At 62.1% G+C, this 16632-nt stretch carries 17 protein-coding genes and 2 pseudogenes; 11 read left to right on the top strand and 8 right to left on the bottom strand.

The features are described 5' to 3' along the window. Positions 1-153: 153 nt before the first annotated feature. Complete coding sequence (locus IY145_RS09620) at positions 154-1335, bottom strand: methyltransferase domain-containing protein (protein WP_409455300.1); 1182 nt, start codon at positions 1333-1335, stop codon at positions 154-156. Positions 1336-1654: 319 nt separating this feature from the next. On the opposite strand from IY145_RS09620, the gene IY145_RS09625 reads away from it, so the two are divergent. Beyond that, positions 1655-2098, top strand: a complete 444-nt coding sequence (locus tag IY145_RS09625) for an Hsp20 family protein (RefSeq protein ID WP_196408010.1) — start codon at positions 1655-1657, stop codon at positions 2096-2098. Positions 2099-2149: 51 nt separating this feature from the next. Here IY145_RS09625 and IY145_RS09630 read toward each other — a convergent pair whose 3' ends face one another. Beyond that, the gene (locus IY145_RS09630; protein WP_196408011.1) at positions 2150-3286 is read right to left on the bottom strand and encodes a ceramide glucosyltransferase; all 1137 of its coding nucleotides are present in this window, start codon (positions 3284-3286) and stop codon (positions 2150-2152) included. Positions 3287-3302: 16 nt separating this feature from the next. Next, on the bottom strand, positions 3303-3500 hold the full coding sequence (locus IY145_RS09635) for a hypothetical protein (RefSeq protein WP_196408012.1): 198 nt from the start codon (positions 3498-3500) through the stop codon (positions 3303-3305). On the opposite strand from IY145_RS09635, the gene IY145_RS09640 reads away from it, so the two are divergent. Beyond that, positions 3499-4845: a glutamate--tRNA ligase gene (locus IY145_RS09640; protein WP_196408013.1), complete on the top strand. Its 1347-nt coding sequence runs from the start codon at positions 3499-3501 to the stop codon at positions 4843-4845. The two genes, IY145_RS09635 and IY145_RS09640, sit on opposite strands and share 2 nt — an antisense overlap. A 24-nt stretch (positions 4846-4869) precedes the next feature. Here IY145_RS09640 and IY145_RS09645 read toward each other — a convergent pair whose 3' ends face one another. Further along, positions 4870-5211 (bottom strand): hypothetical protein, encoded by a 342-nt coding sequence (locus tag IY145_RS09645; RefSeq protein ID WP_196408014.1) that lies wholly within the window; start codon positions 5209-5211, stop codon positions 4870-4872. 111 nt (positions 5212-5322) lie between these two features. Between IY145_RS09645 and IY145_RS09650 the strand changes: the two genes are divergently transcribed. The 3 genes from IY145_RS09650 to IY145_RS09660 all read left to right on the top strand — a co-directional run bounded on the left by IY145_RS09650 (position 5323) and on the right by IY145_RS09660 (position 7146). Continuing rightward, positions 5323-5979: a MarR family winged helix-turn-helix transcriptional regulator gene (locus tag IY145_RS09650; protein ID WP_246721914.1), complete on the top strand. Its 657-nt coding sequence runs from the start codon at positions 5323-5325 to the stop codon at positions 5977-5979. A gap of 143 nt (positions 5980-6122) precedes the next feature. Then, on the top strand, positions 6123-6359 hold the full coding sequence (locus IY145_RS09655; protein WP_196408015.1) for a thioredoxin: 237 nt from the start codon (positions 6123-6125) through the stop codon (positions 6357-6359). A 91-nt stretch (positions 6360-6450) separates the two neighbouring features. Then, a complete protein-coding gene (locus IY145_RS09660; protein WP_196408016.1) occupies positions 6451-7146 on the top strand; it encodes an MOSC domain-containing protein in 696 nt (231 codons plus the stop codon). A 94-nt stretch (positions 7147-7240) separates the two neighbouring features. Here the strand turns inward: IY145_RS09660 and IY145_RS09665 are convergent, their stop codons facing one another. Together IY145_RS09665 and IY145_RS09670 are read right to left on the bottom strand one after the other, a co-directional pair. Further along, the gene (locus IY145_RS09665; RefSeq protein WP_196408017.1) at positions 7241-7918 is read right to left on the bottom strand and encodes a DUF938 domain-containing protein; all 678 of its coding nucleotides are present in this window, start codon (positions 7916-7918) and stop codon (positions 7241-7243) included. 42 nt (positions 7919-7960) lie between these two features. Continuing rightward, a complete protein-coding gene (locus IY145_RS09670) occupies positions 7961-9004 on the bottom strand; it encodes an alpha/beta fold hydrolase (protein ID WP_196408018.1) in 1044 nt (347 codons plus the stop codon). Positions 9005-9216: 212 nt separating this feature from the next. Between IY145_RS09670 and IY145_RS09675 the strand changes: the two genes are divergently transcribed. After that, on the top strand, positions 9217-9525 hold the full coding sequence (locus IY145_RS09675; RefSeq protein ID WP_196408019.1) for a YdhR family protein: 309 nt from the start codon (positions 9217-9219) through the stop codon (positions 9523-9525). Here the strand turns inward: IY145_RS09675 and IY145_RS09680 are convergent. Continuing rightward, entirely contained in the window at positions 9519-11087 is a 1569-nt protein-coding gene (locus IY145_RS09680) for a phytoene desaturase family protein (RefSeq protein WP_196408020.1), read from the bottom strand. The genes IY145_RS09675 and IY145_RS09680 overlap by 7 nt on opposite strands. A gap of 255 nt (positions 11088-11342) precedes the next feature. On the opposite strand from IY145_RS09680, the pseudogene IY145_RS09685 reads away from it, so the two are divergent. From IY145_RS09685 to IY145_RS09700, 4 genes and pseudogenes are all read left to right on the top strand, one after another. Beyond that, positions 11343-12070 (top strand): annotated as a pseudogene (locus tag IY145_RS09685) (IS5 family transposase). 55 nt (positions 12071-12125) lie between these two features. Next, positions 12126-12587, top strand: a complete 462-nt coding sequence (locus IY145_RS09690) for a hypothetical protein (protein WP_196408021.1) — start codon at positions 12126-12128, stop codon at positions 12585-12587. A gap of 37 nt (positions 12588-12624) precedes the next feature. Further along, positions 12625-13484, top strand: a pseudogene (locus IY145_RS09695) (IS5 family transposase). Positions 13485-13659: 175 nt separating this feature from the next. Continuing rightward, complete coding sequence (locus IY145_RS09700) at positions 13660-14004, top strand: FkbM family methyltransferase (protein WP_196408022.1); 345 nt, start codon at positions 13660-13662, stop codon at positions 14002-14004. Positions 14005-14340: 336 nt separating this feature from the next. Here the strand turns inward: IY145_RS09700 and IY145_RS09705 are convergent, their stop codons facing one another. Then, positions 14341-15831: a hypothetical protein gene (locus tag IY145_RS09705; protein ID WP_196408023.1), complete on the bottom strand. Its 1491-nt coding sequence runs from the start codon at positions 15829-15831 to the stop codon at positions 14341-14343. A 198-nt stretch (positions 15832-16029) separates the two neighbouring features. Between IY145_RS09705 and msrB the strand changes: the two genes are divergently transcribed. Beyond that, the gene (gene msrB / locus IY145_RS09710) at positions 16030-16440 is read left to right on the top strand and encodes a peptide-methionine (R)-S-oxide reductase MsrB (RefSeq protein ID WP_196408024.1); all 411 of its coding nucleotides are present in this window, start codon (positions 16030-16032) and stop codon (positions 16438-16440) included. The last annotated feature ends 192 nt before the right edge of the window (positions 16441-16632 follow it).

A 16632-nucleotide genomic window follows, 5' to 3' on the forward strand; every position in this document is an offset into this window, starting at 1 on the left:
CTCCAACTCCCCGCATCGGGGGCGGGGTGAAAACTCGTTCGCGGCGCATACAACAAATCGGCGCGCATGGCTAGCCTGGACTCGGGTTTCGCCTTCGGTCACCATTCCGCATCTGGGGCGCGGCCACGACCCGTTCGCCGGCCGCGCGCCATTTTAAGGAGCCGACAGTGCCTCGCCTATTCGGAGCGTCAAATTTTTTTCGATTTCGGCGATGTTCGGCTCGTGATCGGCATGGCGAAGGAGGAACAGCGACCGGCGCCCTGGGGCCTGCTCGTCGAAAAAATCCTTCAGCGTGAGCTGAATATATCGTTCAAGACGTCGATCTCGAACGAGGCCCTCTTTCAGAAAAAGGGTTTCCCACCAGCGTGGGCTAGCCCATACCAGATGCCCATGCATCGGCCAGCCCTTGGCGTCGCAGTCCATGTGCCGCCAGAACGAATCCTCTCCGGCTTCGCGCCACTCCGGCAGATAGGGATCGAAGGCGACGCCGAAGACGTCGTCATTCCCGATCATCGGCGAATTGATCAGGGCGAAGCCGTTCGGGGCGACAATTTCGCGGATACGGCGAATATATTTCGGCAACTCGATCGGGTTCAGGTGCTCGAGAATATCCATGCCTATGAAAATATCGAAGGTCCGATCGAATTCGACGTTCAGAAGGTCTCCGTATTTCAGTTTCCGCAGAACGTTGGGGAAAGCGAGAATGAATGCGATATGGCTGAGTTCGACGCCGCACACATCGACGCCGCGGTCCGCAAGCACGCTGAGAACTGGACCACTGAAACATCCGAGCTCCACACAGCTGCTCGCGCCGAGACCCAGCGCGATCGCGGCCGTCACGCGCTTGTCGCGGTCGATTACCGGAGTCCAAACCCCGAAACGATCATAATATCGATTTTCATCGATCATACGCAACATCAAGCCGAAATCGTCGTCTTCGGACGCGTTGAAAATCCACCGCGCGTTCTCCCAGCGGACATATTTGCGGGGAAATATTTCGGTGAGGTCCGGAAGCTCGACTGCTCCGACGCGCACGAGGTTGTGACGGTTGAGAAATTCAGGGCTGTTGGCCATCACATGCACGATCGACGCGAGCGATTCGCCATTCCGGATCGCTGTCATAAAGCCGTTGAAACCGCTTTCATCCGGTTCGCGGCCGAGCAGGCCGGAATAGAGAGCGTCGAGCGCTTCACTGTGCGACAAGACGCTGTCGGCGCTCATATCGACACTCTCGCTCGAGACAGCTGAGCCCTCGCGCGCGCCTGGCCGGCCTATGCCGAAAAGCCTTTGAGGGACATTGGCTTTGCGAGGATAGCTCTCGGGAGAGATAGTCATTATTTCCACCGCGTATCAAATAATTGGCGATCATTTCTGTACCGAAAAACAATATGCTGGCGTATGGCCCAACGCAATAGTGAAGCGGCCGAGCAGACGTGGCCGCCTCGGGGCGCCGAGTTTCTTCCTGCCTCTCGGCTCGCCCGCCGCGCCCGGGCGGGAATTCGGCGAGGTGCTTCGGACCTCCACAAATTCGTCAGCGACAGCGCTTGTTTGCCCCGCTTGATCGTGTCGAGCTTCGGCTCCATATACGGCGCGGGGCGCCGACGCCGGGCCTCGTGGATTATTCCCAAGAGAGAAGCGCCGCGAGGGCTTCGACATGGCACGACTGCCGACGCTGAATTCCCCCTTCCTTTTGGGGTTCGACGAGATCGAACGCGCGCTGGACCGCGTCACCCGCTCGGGCTCCGACGGCTATCCCCCCTATAATATCGAACGGCTGCCGCGCTCGGAGTCCTGCCCGGATCGGCTGCGGCTGACGCTCGCCGTCGCCGGCTTCACGCGCGACCAGCTCGAGATCTCGCTCGAGGAGAGCCAGCTCGTCATTCGCGGCAAGCAAATGGAGGACGATCGCGAGCGGCAGTTCCTGCATCGCGGCATCGCGGCGCGGCAGTTCCAGCGCGCCTTTCTGCTGGCGGAAGGGATGCAGGTGCAGGGCGCCGATCTCGTCAACGGCCTCTTGTCCATCGATCTGGTGCGGCCGGAGCCGGAGCGCGTCATCCGCAAGATCGACATAGCGACGCCGGAGGAGCCGGCGAAATGAAAAGGGGCGCCTCGCGGCGCCCCTTCGTCATCGCGGGTCGTGGGGGATGGTTCAGACCGTCGTCTGCTCTTCCTGCTCGCGCACGGTCATGGCGTTGCCGTGCCAGACGAAATCATCGAAGAGGCAGGCGTCGACGAACATCACCGGCAGCAGAATGTCGCGCGTCAGCAGCGCCAGCGGGCTGCGCCAGGAGAGCCGCCAGCCGGCGATGCGGGCCAGCAGACATTCCGCGCCATAGAGCGACGCCAGAATGGCGCCGGCGGTGAGCGCCACATTGGCGTCGAGCAGATGCGCGGCATAGGCGCCCGTCACCACGGGCATGAAGCTGCCATTCATGAATTCCGGCGCGAAATAGGCCGGGAAGGTCACGCGGCGCAGCCGCGCCCAGCGCACATGGCGCGAATAGACCTCCAGCGCGCTGCGACGGCCGAGCGGCTGCTCGAAGGGCATGTCGACGAGCCGCACCTTCATCTTCTGCGCGCGGATGATCTTGGTCGAGGCGGCGTCCTCGGCGATCTCGGCGCCGAGCGCCCTGATGCCGCCGGCGCGTTCCAGCACCTCGCGCCGCCACATCATGTTCTTGCCCTGCGCGAAGCCGATGCCGACCGCCTCCGCGCCATATTGCCAGCGCGCCTGGAAGGTGTTGAGGAAGCCGCATTCGACCTCCGCCCAAAAGCCCTTGGGCCGCGAGCCGATCGGCATGGAGATGGAGAGCGCCGTGTCCTTGCGGAAGGCGGCGAGCATGGTCTGGATGTAATCGGGCGGCAGCAGAGCGTTGGAGTCGGCGAGCACGACCCAGGCGTGGCGCGCCGCGTCCCAGCCCTTCACGCAATTGTTGAGCTTAGGATTGACGCTCACATAATCGTCGCCGACGAGCAGCCGCGCCGGGACTTGCGGATGCGCCGCGATGAGCGTCTCGACGAGCGGGATCACCGGATCATTGGCGCATTGCACGCAGAAGAGGACTTCATAGCTCGGGTAGTTCAGCGCGAAGGTCGAGCCGAGCGTCTCCTCGCTGAACGTCTCGAGCCCGCGCAGCGGCCGCACGATGCTGACCGGCGGCGCATGGGCGGGGACGGGCAAATTGCGGGGGCGGGCTTTGCAGCGGAAGGCGGCGATGGCGATGCTGGCGAGGTTGAGCGTGAGCAGCGTCGCGCAAAAGGCGGCGCACACATAGGCGATGATCATGCGTGGTCCCTGCCTGTCACTTGCGGGATTCGAGACGGGCGGCGGCGACGGCCTCGGCCTGCGCCGGCGAGCGGCGCCGGCTGCGCAGCCTCGGAGCGGGCCAGACCGATATTCCGCCTGACAACTCGCTCAGCTCTTGGCAAAAGGGGGGCGGCGCGAGAATCTTGTCGCGTCGCGCGGCCCTCGCATTCTCCTCCTGCCGAAGTTTGCTCATGACCACTCCGATCGTTCGCTTTGCGCCCTCGCCGACCGGCCGCATCCATATCGGCAATGCGCGTCCGGCCTTGCTGAACTACTTGTACGCCCTCGCCCACCATGGAAGATTCGTGCTGCGATTCGATGACACTGATTTCGCCCGCTCGAGCGAGGAGTTCGCGCAGGCGATCGAGGTCGATCTCGCCTGGCTCGGCGTGCGCCCGGACGTCGTCGTGCGCCAGTCGCAGCGCGTTCCGCTCTATGAGGCCGCGGCGGCGCGGCTGGAGGCGGCGGGCCTGCTCTATCCCTGCTACGAGACGCCGGAGGAGCTCGAGAAGCGCCGCAAGCTCCAGCAGGCCCGCGGCCTGCCGCCGGTCTATGACCGCGCCGCGCTGAAGCTTTCCGCCGAGGATCGGGCGCGCCTCGCGGCGGAGGGGCGCAAGCCGCATTGGCGGTTCAAGCTGCCGGAAGGCGTCGTCCTATGGCGCGATCTCGTGCGTGGCGACTGCGCGATCGATTGCGCCACCCTCTCCGATCCCGTGCTGCTGCGCGAGGATGGCAGTTTTCTCTACACTCTGCCGTCGGTCGTCGACGACATAGAGCTCGGCATAACCCATGTGATCCGCGGCGAGGATCATGTGACCAATACGGCGGTGCAGATTCGTCTGTTTCAGGCGCTCGCGCCGGAGCGGCCCTATCCCGTCTTCGCCCATCACAATCTTCTGGTCGGCGGCACGGGCGAGGCGCTCTCCAAGCGCACGGGCTCGCTCGCCATCGCCTCGCTGCGCGAGGAGGGCTATGAGGCGCTGGCAGTGGCCGCGCTCGCGGTGCTGACCGGCTCGTCGGACAGCGTCCATGCGGTGCGCTCGCTCGCCGGTCTCGCGCATGAGTTCGATCTCGCACATCTCTCGCGCAACGCCGCGCGTTTCGATCCCGCCGATCTCGGCCCGCTCACCCATCGCACTCTGGCGATTCTCGATTATGAGGACATGCGCGAGCGCCTCGAGGCGCATGACATCCTCGGCTTCAAGGCCGAGCCTTTTTGGCGCGCGGTGCGCGGGAATTTGACGAGCTTCGCCGATGTTCTGGACTGGTGGCGCGTCGTCGAGGGCGAGATCGCGCCAATCCGCGAGGATGCGGGGTTTTTGGCCGAGGCGCTGGCGCTGCTGCCGCCCGAGCCCTGGGACGAGACGACATGGTCCGCCTGGACCAGCGAGGTGAAGACGCGCACCGGCCGCAAGGGCAAGGCGCTGTTCCACCCGTTGCGGCTGGCGCTCACGGGCGCCGAGAATGGGCCGGAATTGTCGCTGCTGCTGCCGCTGATCGGCCATGCGCGGGCCGTGGCCCGGCTCTCGGGGGCGTGACGGAAGTCGCCTCCGCGAGCGCCTTCAGAAACACCGCACCTGCGCTTCGGCCTGGGCGCGGCGAAGCTCCTCCAGCGCTTCCTTGGCGAGGCGCGAGTTGCGGAACAAGGAGCCGATCTGCCCGGCTTGCAGGTCCATGCTCGCGACCGTCTCCGCCGACACATAGCGATCATAGGGCAGGATGGAGGCGACGATGTCGATCGAGCAGGAGCATTGCTCCAACGCCTGCCGCGAATCGCCATTGGCCTTCATGCAGCCGAACACATAATCCGCTCTGGCGGAGGTCGGATAATCATTGAGATCGGTCGCGCGCGCCGGAAGCGTGGCGGCGAGGGTGAGCAGACAAGCGACGGCGGGTCGGAGCATCGGGACGATCCTGCTTGGGGCGAGGCCGAGATGGCCTAGCGCAAGCGCATGGCGAATCGCAAGCGTGCAGGCGCGCTTGACAAAAATAGATAGGAGTCCTAATCAAATCTCATGACGCTTTTCGACGCCATCTCCACCCCGCTGCCGCGCCGCCTGCGCGAGGGGCTCGACCGCATCGCCGCCGCCATGCGCGCCGATGAATGGGGCGTCGCGGAAGAGGCAGGGCTCACCCCGACGCAATTGCACGCGCTCACATTCATCGCCGGCCGCGGCGACGTCGGGATGCGCCTGCGCGCCGTGGCGGAACATCTCGGCGTCACACAGCCCACAGCGACCGATTCCATCGCCGCGCTCGCGCGCAAGGGTCTCGTCGTCAAGCTTCCCGACAGCGAGGACAAGCGCGCCGTCGCCATTCGCGTGACGCCGGCCGGCTGCGACGTCGTCCGCGCCATCGGCCTCGCAATGACCTCGGCCGAGCGGGCGCTCGAGACATTGACGCCGCCGGAGCAGCAGACGCTGCTCGAGCTGGTCATCAAGACGATCCGCGCCTTGCAGCAGGCCAAAGCCATACCGCCGCAACGGCTCTGCGTCACTTGCCGCTATTTCCGGCCCTACGCGCATGAGGACGCGGAGCTTCCGCATCATTGCGCGCTCGTCGACGCGGCCTTCGGCGGCCGTCATTTGCGGCTGGATTGCCCGGAGCATGATGCAGCTCCGCCGCCTGTTCTCGAAGCGGCGTGGCGCGTCTTCGAGCGTCGCTCGGCTTAGCGAGGCCGCCGCCGATGTATCGCAGCTTCTCGAGGCGCAAGGGCATGTGGCGACGCCGCCAAAAGCCGCCCGCGGCCTCGCAGAAAAACGGCGCGCCGCAGGATGTCGGCGCGTCGAAGGCAGGAGAGAGGAGGACCAAGGCCATGGCGACGAAAGCGACATTCTACCATGCTGGCTGCCCGGTTTGCGCGGATGCGGAGACCGCCTTCGCGAAATCGCTCGATCCGAGCGTCTTCGATGTCGAGATCGTGCATCTCGGCGAGGACAAGGCGCGTCTGCGCGAGGCCGAGGCCGCCGGCGTCAAATCCGTGCCCGCCTTCGTCATCGACGGGCGCGCCTATCACATTAATTTCGGCGCGGATCTCGCCGCGCTGAAATAGCCGGAGCACCCCTCGCCGTTGTCACTTCGGCGACTCCGAACTGCCTCGCCGAGCGCTGCTCGCGCGAGGCCTTTTTTCGAATGAGATCGCTATGACCACCTTCCCGAAGATCGAAACCATGTTCGCCGCCAAGGCGCTCGTTTCGCTCGGCCCGCGCGACGCGCCGAGCGGCATCGTCAAAAGCGCGGCGCCTGCGCCCTGGCGCATTCTGCGCGACGGCCTCGCGGGCGACCTTCAGGGCGATCTGCGTCATCATGGCGGGCCGGAAAAGGCGCTGCATCATTATCCGCGCGATCACTACGACGTTTGGGCGAAGGAAGGGCCGGAGCTCGTCGAGGCGCTCTGCGCGCCGCCGGCCTTCGGCGAGAATATTTCGACGCTCGGCGTCACGGAACGCGACATCTGCGTCGGCGATGTCTTCGCCTTCGGTTCGGCGCTGCTGCAGGTGAGCCAGGGACGCCAGCCCTGCTGGAAGCTGAACGCCCGTTTCGCGCGGCCGGATATGGCCCGCCGCGTGCAAACGAGCGGGCGCACCGGCTGGTATTATCGCGTGCTGCGCGAGGGCGTCGCCGAGCCGGGCGATCGGCTGGAGCGTTTGGAGCGGCCCCTGCCGGATTGGCCTTTGTCGCGGCTCAATGAATTGCTCTATCTGCGCATGCTCGATCGCGATGCGCTGGCGCAAATGGCGCAGTTGCGCGAGCTCACGCCGTCCTGGCGCGAGCTTGCCGCGCGCCGTCTCGCGCATGGAGTCGTCGAGGACTGGTCCACGCGCCTCGTCGGCGCATGAGAGAGATCGGCTTCCGTTCCTTTTGGATCGGAAGCCGAACTCGTTTGGAGCGAATTCAGGTCGCTCGAACGCTTCCGTTCGAGCGGAAAGCGCTCTATGCGCGGCCGAAGACCAGGATGAAATTATTGGCGGGAAGATCGAGGATCTTCTTCAGCGCGATTCCATGCGGCGCCGCGGCCTTCTCGAGATCCTTCACATCCTTCAATCCCCATTCGGAGACTTTGGCGGCGAGGATCTCTTTGTCGAAGGCTTCGTTGGAGGCGGTCGTATATCCGCCCTCCACCTTGAACGGGCCGTAGATGGCGACGAATCCGTCCTTCGCCAGCACGCGCGCGGCGAGCTGCGCGATGCCGTCGGCGATGGCGACCGGCGCGACTTGGAACAGATTGACGACGAAGATCACGTCATAGAGGCGATCCTCGGCGTCGGGCCAGCTCTCCGATTTGGTGAGATCGATCTTCAGCGGATCGGCGACATTTGCGTTGCCGGCTTCCGCGCGCTTTTGCTCGATCGTCGCGAAGACATCCGTGTCATAATCGGAGGGCTGGAAGAACAGCTCGGGAAAATGCGGCGCAAAATAATTGATGTGATTGCCCGCGCCGCTCGCGAGCTCGAGCACGTTCCCGCTCTTGGGAAAAATCTCCTTGAACACCGAGAGGATCGGATCGCGATTGCGATTTCCCGCCCAGGCGACATAGGGGCTCAGCGGATAGGGATCGATCGGCGGACGGTCGGCGGGAATGGCGACGGCCTCGGCGCTGCTGTTCGACATCAGATGCTCCTCCTTTACGCTTGCACGGTGTTTTCGCACGCCTCAGGCGGCGAGAAGTTCGTTCAGGTGACGATCGATCGCCGCGTTATAGGCGCCGTCCGTTCCGAACAGAGCGAGATGGCCCCAGGGCGACGACACGCGCCGCAATTCGCTCCCCGGGACGAGTCGCTGCTCGGCTTCGATATCGGCGAGCGGGAAGAATCCGTCTTCCTCTATGGCGATGACGAAGGTCTTGGCGCGAATGCGGCCGAGCGCGGCGGCGAGGTCGCCGTTCGCGCTTCGCGACACATCGGCGTCCCGCCATTTGGCGAGCAGCAGGAGCAGATTATTCGGATCCTGCGGCAGGAAGTGATTTTCGACGAAGCCGGTGACGAAATCATCGGTCGTCGAGAAGCCGAGCTCCGCAAAGCCGCGCCTATTGAACAGCGCCGGCGAGAAGCCGGAGGCGGCGAAGACGCGCGCATGGCGGCGCAGGCCGCGATGGAGGTGCGCGGCTCTCTCGTACCAGCCGTCCTCGAAGGCGGGATCGGAGGCGATCGCGTCGATGAATGTCTGCACCAGCAGCCGATTATGCGGCGTGCCGCGCGCGAGGCCGGCGATGGGCGCGGCGCGGCGCAGCGCGTCTGGAAAGCGCACGGCCCATTCATACGTCTGCTGCGCGCCCATCGACCCGCCGAGCACGAGAGCGAGGCGCTCGATGCCGAATTTTTCCGTCACCAGACGATGCTGGGCGCGCACATCGTCGGCGATCTCCACTTTGGGAAAGCGCGCGGCGCCGAAAGGCGAGGGCGTGTTGCTCGGCGAGCTGGAGAGGCCGGCGCCGATCTGATTGGCCAGGATAATGAAATATTTTTCCGGATCGAGCGCGCGGCCGGCGCCGACATAGGCGAGCTCGAGAATTTTCGACGAGCCGGAATACCAGTTCGGAAACAGCACGGCGTTGTCGCGCGCCGGCGAGAGCTTTCCGAATGTGGCGTAGGCGATGTTCAGCCCGCGAATCGTCTCGCCGCTCAGCAGATCGAAATCGCCGAGCTCCTGGGTTTCGAACGGGCCGTGGATCTTCTGCGAGTAATAAGCCTCGGTCACGCATGCCTCCGCATCGGGTTCCTATATGCTGATAAATCAGATCGAAAAGATCAAGAGATAAAAATTGGGCAGACGAAATGTCACATATAAAACAAAACTGTCATATTGTTACGCTGACGCTGCGGCGAAATATACAGTTGTTAGTCTAGCAGAATTATGATTTTTATTGCGCCCGAATGCGCGTGACGCGCGACAGGCTCGCGGAGGCCGGAATGGGCGAGAAAGTATTTCTCTACGCGGAAATCCAAGTGTCGATTCCCTTCGAGGAAATCCCCTGGCGGGAGATCGATGTCGCGATGAAGAAAAATCCCGGCATCAAGAGCAAGACCTGGCTCAGCGGGATCAACACCAATACGATCGGCGGATTCTACGAATTCGACTCGCTCGAGAACGCCAAGGCCTACGCGACCGGCTATCTCGCCGAGGCGGCGCAGCAGCTCGGCGGCTCGCTGACTGTGCGGCTCTACAATGGCGACGTGGTCGCCGATGCGAGCAAGGCGATCTATTCGCCCTTCTATTGAGATTTCGCGTTTGCGAGGTCCAGGGCCGCGAGTTTCGCGGCCTCCGCTCCCGACAGCATGGCGCCATTGAAGCCATGCTCGCCGCCAAAGGCGGAAGCCAGATAGAGGCCGGGCAGCGGCGTTTTCGGCGTGCGCGGGAAGCCCGTTTCGATGGGCGTCGTCGGCGGCAGCGCCGCGTAACCATAGACGGCCCCCGCCGGCGTGTTCAGATAGCCGCGCATGGAATTGGCGGTGAGCAGCGTGCGCTCCTGCACCAGCGCCGAGACGCCGGGATAATCGCGCTCCAGCCGCGCCAGCAACGCATCCAGCCAGAGCTCGCGGCGCTCGCGCGCGGCGTCGCGGTCGACGCCCTCCCAATTGCCGATGCAGTCGAGGCCCAGAACGCTGAGCAGCACCGGCGCCGTCTCCCACAATCCCGAATCGATCGCGCCGAAATTGGCGACCCCGAGCGGCGGCAGCTCGCCCTTCGGCGCGTCGGCGAGCAGGCTCGCGGCGTCATATTGGTCGAAGGCCGTCATTCGATCCGGCAGCAGGATCGACGAATAATCGGTGAGGCCGACGGCGGTCGGCGCCGCGCTCAATCCATAATGAGCGCAAAACAGGGACGTGGAGAGCTCGCGCGCGCCGAATGCGGCGTCGAAGGCCGCGCGCGCCGGGACGGGCAGAAGATCGCCGACGACATTGGGCCCGCAGCCGGCGAGAACCAGCCGCGTCGCGACGCTCTCCTCGTCCTCGCCGCTCTTGCGGTTCACATGGCGCACCGCGACCGGCCGGCCGTCGGCGTCGGTTTCGATCGCGCTCGCCGAGCGGCCGAGGCGCACGGAGCCGCCCGCCTTGGTGATCGCCTTGGCCAGCTTGAGGCTCAATTGCCGTGAGCCGCCTTTTATATAGGCGCCGCCGCAGCCGATGTTGGAGCCCTGCGCGAGCGCGTAATAGATGAACCACATGCGGCGCGGATCGTCGCCGAAATAGAAGAGATTCGCGCCGAGCGCGCATTTGATCGCTTCATCCGAGCCGAATTCGCGCCCCAGAACCTCGGCGAGCGAGGAGCGCCAATCGGCCGCCGCCGACGCGCAGGAAGCGAGCCGGCTCGCCGATTTGCCGATCGGCGCGCTCTCGGACGAGAGGTTCCAGAGCGCGTCCTGGATCGAATCGAGCGCGCCGAGGAAACGCTCGATCGCTCCGGCGTGACGGGGAAAACGCTCGGCCAACGCGCTCGCGGCGGCGTCGAAACCGGTAGGCAGTGCGAAGGGGTCGGCCAGCGGGCCGCCCCGCACGGTATAGAGCGGGCCGGTCGAAATCCATTCGATCTCGTGCAAAATGCCGAGCTCGTCGAGGATGCGGCGCTTGGGGTCGCGCAGATTGCGCGGATCGGAGGTCTGGTGGAGCGAGGCTTCGACGGTCAGCCCGCCGACTTTGTAGACCGAGGCCGCGCCGCCGAGGCTGAAGTTGCGCTCGAGCAGCAGCACGCCATAGCCTCGGCTAGCGAGCAAAGCGCCGGCCGTGAGGCCGCCGAGTCCCGAGCCGATCACGACGGCATCGAATTGTTTCGCGTCGGACATGCGCGTTCCTAAATTTGCTCTGCGACGATCGTCCGGCCGACCTCATGGCGGATGCTGTCTAAAAGGCTCTCTGTCGGCATGGGCCCGACTTCTTGCACCCATGCGATCTGAGATGTAAAGCTCCTGAATCTTGAGCCTATCGAGCGCTAACCCCGGATTGGGCTCAGGACCTATTAATTTGGAGTGAGGCGTGATTCAAGGTCTCCGAAATGGAGGCTTTGATGGGTGATTTGTTTTTTGCTGAGCGAAGCGGAGATGGCGCGAATTTCCCCTCACTTTCCCTTGGCGCACGGCGTGCCGCGGGTGGACGACCGCCGCGTGGTCAGCGGGATCGTCTAGGTCATCAAGAATGGCCTGCAATGGAAGGACGCCCCGAAGGAGTATGGGCCGCCCAAGACGCTCTACAATCGCTTCATCCGTTGGAGCCGGCTCGGCGTCTTCGATCGTATCTTCGCCGCGCTCGCGGGAGAAGGGCCGAAGCCGGAGCGGATCATGATCGACTCCACTCATCTGAAAGCGCATCGGACGGCGGCGAGCCTCCTAAAAAAGGGGCTCTTTCCCGCTGTATCGGCCGCACGAAAGGCGGGCTGAACTCCAAGCTCCACGTCGTTTGCGACGGCGCCGGCAAGCCGCTTGTCATGATGTTGACCGAAGGGCAGATGAGCGATCACAAAGGCGCGAGGCCGATGCTCGACGCGCTGCCGCCGTCCTCGGCCCTGATCGCAGATCGCGGCTACGACAGCGACTGGTTTCGGCGAGCGCTCGCGGAACGCGGGACCGAGCCCTGCATTCCGCCGACAAAGAGCCGTAAGAAGCCTCTCGATTACGACAAGGCGCTCTACCGGCAACGTCATAAGATCGAGAACCTCTTCGCCAAGCTCAAAGACTGGCGGCGCATCGCCACCCGTTACGATCGATGCGCGCACGCCTTCTTCTCCGCCATATGCATCGCCGCCGCTGTCGCCTTCTATCTCAATCAATGAGTCCTGAGCCTAGGCCACGGCTGGCGCAATTTGGGTCGACGGGAGGAAAGCGATTATGGCGGTTGATGCAGACAGCATATTGTGGGCCTATCGGCTTTTCCTGGAACGTGAGCCAGAAAATCAAAATTACCGCGACATGACCCCGAATTTTGTAGACCGCAAGGCGCTCCGCAAATGGATCATGACGTCGGCGGAATATCTTCTGGTCAATGGCGAAGCCAGCAAATTTCAAGTCCTTGCTCAGCTCGAGCCTTATGGGGTCTCCGGCCGCATTTTCGTCAACCTCTCCGATTCGATAGGCCTCGGCGTCGCGCTTGGCACATATGAGCGCGAAGAAATCGAGTTCCTCAAAGCGTATCTACGCCCCGGGCATTCTATTGTCGACCTCGGCGGCAACATCGGCCTGTTCAGCATTATTGCAAGCTCGCTCGTCGGCCCGACGGGCAAGGTCTACCCGTTCGAGGCGCTTTCTAAGTGTCGGTCCGAAGACAAGTTGAATCGGATGAATCGCTTGTGATTCAATAGAGGCAGTCTGATTCTCGCGGAGACCGCCGATGTGGACGAATGAAAATCGCGCGCGCTACGATCGTAGCAAATTGTGCTACCCGAGCGACGTGACGGACGCGGAATGGGTGCTCGTCGGACCGCTGATCCCACCGGCGAAACGGGGCGGCGGGAAGCGCACGGTCGAGATGCGCGCGGTCGTGAACGGCTTGATGTATGTGCTCTCGACCGGCTGCCAATGGCGCGCGATCCTCAAGGATTTTCCGCCCAAGAGCACGGTCCATGGCTATTTCGATCTTTGGACATACGACGGAACGCTCGATCGCATCCATCACGCTCTCTACGTGAAGTGTCGCGAAGCGGCAGGGCGCGAGACCAGCCCAACAGCCGCGGTCATCGACAGCCAGAGCGTGAAGAGCGCAGAAAAAGGGGGCGCTGCATCGATCCGCACGGCTATGATGCGGGAAAGAAGATCAAGGGCAAGAAGCGGCACATTCTCGTCGATACGATAGGTCTGCTGCTTCATGCGCTCGTTCACCCCGCCGACATACAGGATCGTGATGGCGGGGTTCTCGTGCTGCGCACGATGTTCGGAAAGTTCCCATTTCTGCAAAAGCTGTTTGCAGACGGCGGTTATCAGGGTCCGCAGTTCCGCGACGAGCAGAAGAAGGCCTTGCCGTTTGTCGACACCGAGATCGTCAAGCGCTCGGATGCGGCCAAAGGCTTCGAGGTTCTGCCCCGCCGATGGGTCGTCGAAAGAACTTTTTCATGGCTCGGTCGCTGCCGAAGGCTGGCCAAGGACTTCGAAAACCTCAATCGCAAGGCGCTGGCGTTTCTGTACCTCGCCTCTATCCGCCTCATGCTCAGAAGGCTTCGTAATAAAAACGTGAAGTTCACGGACAGACTCTAAGAATGTCACGACCCTGAAGCGTAGCATCGCCGAAAATGCTTTCTGCAACAATATCGCCTTGACGCACGCGATTGTCGGTGACCGGCCGCGCGACGACATGGTCATCGCCTATCATCCGCTCGAAGAAGGTTCGGGCAATTCGGGGGGCAGCTTCATCGCCTAGGCCGACGCGTCGTTGCCACACTATTTACGTCGCGAACCAATTCACCAAGACACGCTAGACGCCCTGCTCGGCGCCGACACGAAGGTCGATTTCATCAAGATGGACATCGAAGGGGCGGAAGTCCTCGCAATGAGCGGCGCGCGGGAGATTTTGACACGCTCGTCGCCGATTATCATGTCGGAAGTGCATACCAGCCAACTTGCGCTCGTATCCGGAGCGAGTTGGCGTGAATATTTCGTGCTTATGGCCGGTTTCAGATATCGACCGTATTTCATTACTGGCGGCCCGGCGGGCGCGCTGGTCGACGAGATCGAAGACGGCAAAATCTACAATGTCGCGTTTTTGAAGAATCAATGATCGACATTTGGGATCTCGGCAGCCCTGGATCGGCGCGTCGATTGGCAAGCGCGGTTGGCGGAATTCGGCTGATTGCTTCACAAATACGGTCGTCATCGCGAGCCGATGGCGAAGCGATGCTTCAGCCATGGGACGGGTTTGGGATCGCTTCTCGCTCCGCTCTCGCGATGACGTGCTAACAAATCAGCCGAAACGTATCCTGTTTGGTGCGCTGTGCGCCGGTGGTGAAGTCGCCGAGCCATCACCACCACGTCGGATTGCTTTGCGTCGGACATGTGTGCTTCTGATCCGCTCACTTCCCGAAGGCGCCGACGAAATCGGCCGATCGTCTTGCTTTCAACAGCTGCCTTTCGCCAGTGCGATCAATTCGGAAAGCATCGCGGTCAGTCTATGATGTAGGAAATGACCGTCCATCGCAGCCCGGTGTCGCAGCTTCACACCCTCTACCCCACCCTCGTCGAAGGCCGCAATCGCCGTGCGCGTAGCTGCGCGCAGAGATTCGATATTGTCCGGAATATAAGAGATGATCGGAAATGCGACCTGTGCTGCGGCATCGAAGCAGCGCGATAGATCGGGCAATCCATGAGGCACGATCGGAATGGCGCCGACGGCCAGAGCGTCGAAGACGCGGGCCGGAACGTCATTGTAGATTGGATTGCAGACGATGGCTTTAAAGCCGGCGATTTCGTTGTATCGATCTTGATTGGTCGCATAGAAAAACTTGTTTTCCTCGACCGGAATAACACTGACTCGGCTCGGATGGAGCGCCTCGGAGGCCTGTCGCAAAAAGCCGTCCCGTAAACCGCAGCGACCGGGATAGCCGTTAAATCGGCCATAGAGTTCGTCGGCGCGTGGCGACGTGACGATCTGCTCGAAATAGAATGCGACCTCGCTGGACGACCACTGAAACACGCAGCAAGGCGTCACTGAGCCGACGATCGCACGACCGCCATGGAGATAGGTCTGACCGTTCGAATGGGCGGGGATGATAATGTCGAAGCAGTTCGCAACGTCGGCGCTGAAGCCAAATAAATGATGGTTGTCCCATAGCCAACATGCAGATATAAATGGAGAGTCTATAAGCAACTCACGGCAACGTTCTAGATCATGTTGCAAAAAGTTATTATTTGTCAAGAACAAATCTATATTAGATACTTCATGGCTATCGCGAATATTTGCCAACGACGTGATCTCAAAGCGGACATTCACGCCATGATATTTGCGCAGCCGGAGACTCACGCGCTCTAAATCCAAAAGGTCCATAGCAAAAATATTCAAACCGACAGTCAGGTCAAACTTCTTGAGCCGTGACAGTTTGTCGGCGCGTCTCTGGTCCTGCCCATTTCGTCGTTTTGACACATAGGTACAATAAAGATCCCAGTTGGCCGTGTCGGTTTTGAACTGCAATATTCTATGTTCCGACGCTTTGTCCGGCGCCTCGGCCGGATGAGCTCCGTAGCGACACGTGAATTCATCGGAGTGAAAAAGCGCGCTGGCCAGCTTCACTGGATTCAGCGGCTTTTCATTCAACCAGAGCTCCGTTTCGGCGATCGTCGGATTCCGCTCGAGCACGAGCCGGTAGGCGCGCTCGATGAAATCGGGCTCCGGCGTTATCAATAGGTCAAAGCCGTCATTCAGGAACTCTGGGCAGCGAGGATTTCTCGCCTCGAACTCGCCGCTGTTGGCGATTTTGGCCCGCAGCAAGGCGAGTTCGACGTTTTTCTTTCTCTCCCATTCCAAGGGCAATCGACCCAAGCCAAGAAGATAAATGAATTCTTGATCTGATAAGGGACGGAACGTCTCGGAATAATTTCTCGAATTAGCCATTTCTTCCTCTTGTTCGCTGCAAGAGCGCGGGTTCCGCCGACCGTCTCATGCCGGAAAGTCGTCCGACGACGGTCTCGCTATCTATCTCAAACGGAGCCGGAGTCACAATGTTGGCCAGACCGTAACGGCGGCAAACGCGAATCCAGCGCAATCCATGCTATGTTCGTAACACAAAGGATCGCCCGGAGGGATTGTGCAATGGCCCATTCCAATGACGCTTCATTCCCCATCACCCACACCGAGGACGAATGGCGCGCGCGGCTCACTCCCGAGCAATATGCCGTCATGCGGGAGCATGGCACCGAGCGTCCCGGGAGTTGCGCGCTCGACCATGAGAAGCGCCCTGGCGTCTTCGCCTGTGCGGGATGCGATCAGCCGCTGTTCGCGACGCGCCAGAAATTCTCCAGCGGCACGGGCTGGCCGAGCTTCTTCGATCCCCTCGACGGCGCTATCGCCGTCTCGGTCGACCATTCCTATGGCATGACTCGCACCGAGGTGCATTGCAGTCGCTGCGGCTCGCATCTCGGCCATGTGTTTCCCGATGGGCCGCCGCCCACCGGCCTTCGCTATTGCATCAATGGCGTGGCGCTGACTTTTTTTCCGGAGTGACGAAAGGGTGGGCGCCGGCCCATACGTCGAGCGACCCTCCCCTCCCCCGCTCGAAGGGGTACGGGTAGGGAGAGGACGGCGCACACCGCTAGATTGATCAGGCCTTTCAGGCGGCCTAGAATTCCTAATTCAAAAGCACAGTCGCATCATTATATTGATTTAAATCGATAAATTTCACTCGTATGGCGTCAT

The sequence above is a fragment of the Methylosinus sp. H3A genome, assembly GCF_015709455.1.
Classification (GTDB): domain Bacteria; phylum Pseudomonadota; class Alphaproteobacteria; order Rhizobiales; family Beijerinckiaceae; genus Methylosinus.

Coding starts and splice junctions, on each gene's coding strand:
- IY145_RS09620 (WP_409455300.1), bottom strand. CDS start 1,335: ATGACTATCTCTCCCGAGAGCTATCCTCGCAAAGCCAATGTCCCTCAA.
- IY145_RS09625 (WP_196408010.1), top strand. CDS start 1,655: ATGGCACGACTGCCGACGCTGAATTCCCCCTTCCTTTTGGGGTTCGAC.
- IY145_RS09630 (WP_196408011.1), bottom strand. CDS start 3,286: ATGATCATCGCCTATGTGTGCGCCGCCTTTTGCGCGACGCTGCTCACG.
- IY145_RS09640 (WP_196408013.1), top strand. CDS start 3,499: ATGACCACTCCGATCGTTCGCTTTGCGCCCTCGCCGACCGGCCGCATC.
- IY145_RS09635 (WP_196408012.1), bottom strand. CDS start 3,500: ATGAGCAAACTTCGGCAGGAGGAGAATGCGAGGGCCGCGCGACGCGAC.
- IY145_RS09645 (WP_196408014.1), bottom strand. CDS start 5,211: ATGCTCCGACCCGCCGTCGCTTGTCTGCTCACCCTCGCCGCCACGCTT.
- IY145_RS09650 (WP_246721914.1), top strand. CDS start 5,323: ATGACGCTTTTCGACGCCATCTCCACCCCGCTGCCGCGCCGCCTGCGC.
- IY145_RS09655 (WP_196408015.1), top strand. CDS start 6,123: ATGGCGACGAAAGCGACATTCTACCATGCTGGCTGCCCGGTTTGCGCG.
- IY145_RS09660 (WP_196408016.1), top strand. CDS start 6,451: ATGACCACCTTCCCGAAGATCGAAACCATGTTCGCCGCCAAGGCGCTC.
- IY145_RS09665 (WP_196408017.1), bottom strand. CDS start 7,918: ATGTCGAACAGCAGCGCCGAGGCCGTCGCCATTCCCGCCGACCGTCCG.
- IY145_RS09675 (WP_196408019.1), top strand. CDS start 9,217: ATGGGCGAGAAAGTATTTCTCTACGCGGAAATCCAAGTGTCGATTCCC.
- IY145_RS09680 (WP_196408020.1), bottom strand. CDS start 11,087: ATGTCCGACGCGAAACAATTCGATGCCGTCGTGATCGGCTCGGGACTC.
- IY145_RS09690 (WP_196408021.1), top strand. CDS start 12,126: ATGGCGGTTGATGCAGACAGCATATTGTGGGCCTATCGGCTTTTCCTG.
- IY145_RS09705 (WP_196408023.1), bottom strand. CDS start 15,831: ATGGCTAATTCGAGAAATTATTCCGAGACGTTCCGTCCCTTATCAGAT.
- msrB (WP_196408024.1), top strand. CDS start 16,030: ATGGCCCATTCCAATGACGCTTCATTCCCCATCACCCACACCGAGGAC.